This is a genomic window from Nitratidesulfovibrio oxamicus (assembly GCF_015731765.1).
GTDB lineage: Bacteria > Desulfobacterota > Desulfovibrionia > Desulfovibrionales > Desulfovibrionaceae > Cupidesulfovibrio > Cupidesulfovibrio oxamicus.
In genome coordinates this window covers 1-574 of record NZ_VRYY01000770.1, presented here as the reverse complement: position 1 = coordinate 574, position 574 = coordinate 1, and the positions used below count along the sequence as shown (strand labels likewise).

Annotated in this window: 1 pseudogene; it reads right to left on the bottom strand. The window is 71.6% G+C overall.

Going from position 1 to position 574, the window contains the following annotated elements:
* Positions 1-274, bottom strand: a pseudogene (locus tag FVW20_RS18370) (response regulator); the annotation flags it as partial.
* Between the last annotated feature and the right edge of the window lie 300 nt (positions 275-574).

The window sequence follows — 574 nt, the reverse complement described above, 5'->3', positions numbered from 1 at the left end:
GCGGCATGGCGGCCCATGACGTTTCGGCGCGCACCGCTTCCACAAGGTCGGAAAGGCTGGCCGCGCCGCGTCCTGCCATGCGCACGGCGGGCGGCACGCCAAGGGCCGCGAGGCCGGTGGCGGTGATGCCATCCAGTGGACGGGGTTGACGGGGCAAACGGGACTGATTGGGCGCCTTGGCCCGCGCTGCCGATTCCACGGACTGGAGCGCCCGGGCCGCCGTGGCGGCAAGGCTGTCGTGGGACGGTGTGGCGTGTCTGGCTGCGGACTGCATGTGTGGCCTTCCTTCCGGGGGATAGATCCCGTGTACCGGCTTGATCGGCGGCAACGGGGGAAACTTTAGCGTGGCCGGTGCATGGCGGGTAATTCCGGCATCCGGGACGGCGAAGGCCCGCCCCTTGCGGGAGCGGGCCTTCGAAGCAGGGCATGCGGATGGTGGCTATTTCACGAAGGGCAGCAGCTTGCCGACGCGCGCGGGGCGAACGGACTGTGCGCCGGGCGGGGGAGCGTCGGGCGTCAGATCGCCGCCCGCTCCAAGGCTGGCGGCGCGTCCCGTCCTGCCGGCAAGGTCGGC